This window comes from Phyllobacterium sp. P5_D12 (assembly GCF_054049495.1).
On sequence record NZ_JBFUMG010001169.1, the window covers coordinates 1 to 573 of the forward strand.

The 573-nt window shown below is 57.8% G+C and carries 1 protein-coding gene; it reads right to left on the bottom strand.

Annotation, left to right across the window (positions count from 1 at the left end):
* The coding region (locus tag ACXJ5O_RS29325) for an aminopeptidase (RefSeq protein WP_457302966.1) at positions 1 to 573 on the bottom strand (573 nt) is incomplete at both ends.

A 573-nucleotide genomic window follows, 5' to 3' on the forward strand; every position in this document is an offset into this window, starting at 1 on the left:
ACCACCGGCCCGATGCTGAAATCGGGGAGGAGTTTGGAACAAGCGCCACTTCGCCGAGACGGCGCGCGCCCTCGTCAGTGCCAAGCACCTTGGTAAAGACTTCTTCGCCCCGCGTCGCCTTGGCTTCGACAATCCTGCCATCTTCGAAGCGAACCTGGATATTTTCGATGAGCGTGCCCTGGTGGGAAAGCGGCTTGGTGCTCGAAACGTGACCGTCGACCCGCAATGCGTGGGGTGTCGTGAAAACTTCCTCGGTGGGAATATTCGGGTTGCAGGTTATGCCGTTCTTCGCGACAGAAGCACCGCCGTGCCATTCATGTTCATCGGCGAGGCCGACAGTGAGGTCCGTGCCTGGTCCCTTGAAATGCAGTGCTGAGAAAGTGCGCTCATTCAGCCACTTTGTGCGCTTATGCAAGGCGGCATTGTGATCACGCCAAGCGCTGACAGGATCGTCCAGATCGACACGCGACGCCGCAAAAATTGCATCAGCGAGCATGGTTATAGCCACGTCGGGATCCTGATCGGGAAATACCTGCTTCGCCCAGGATGGATTCGGGTACGAAACGATGTTCC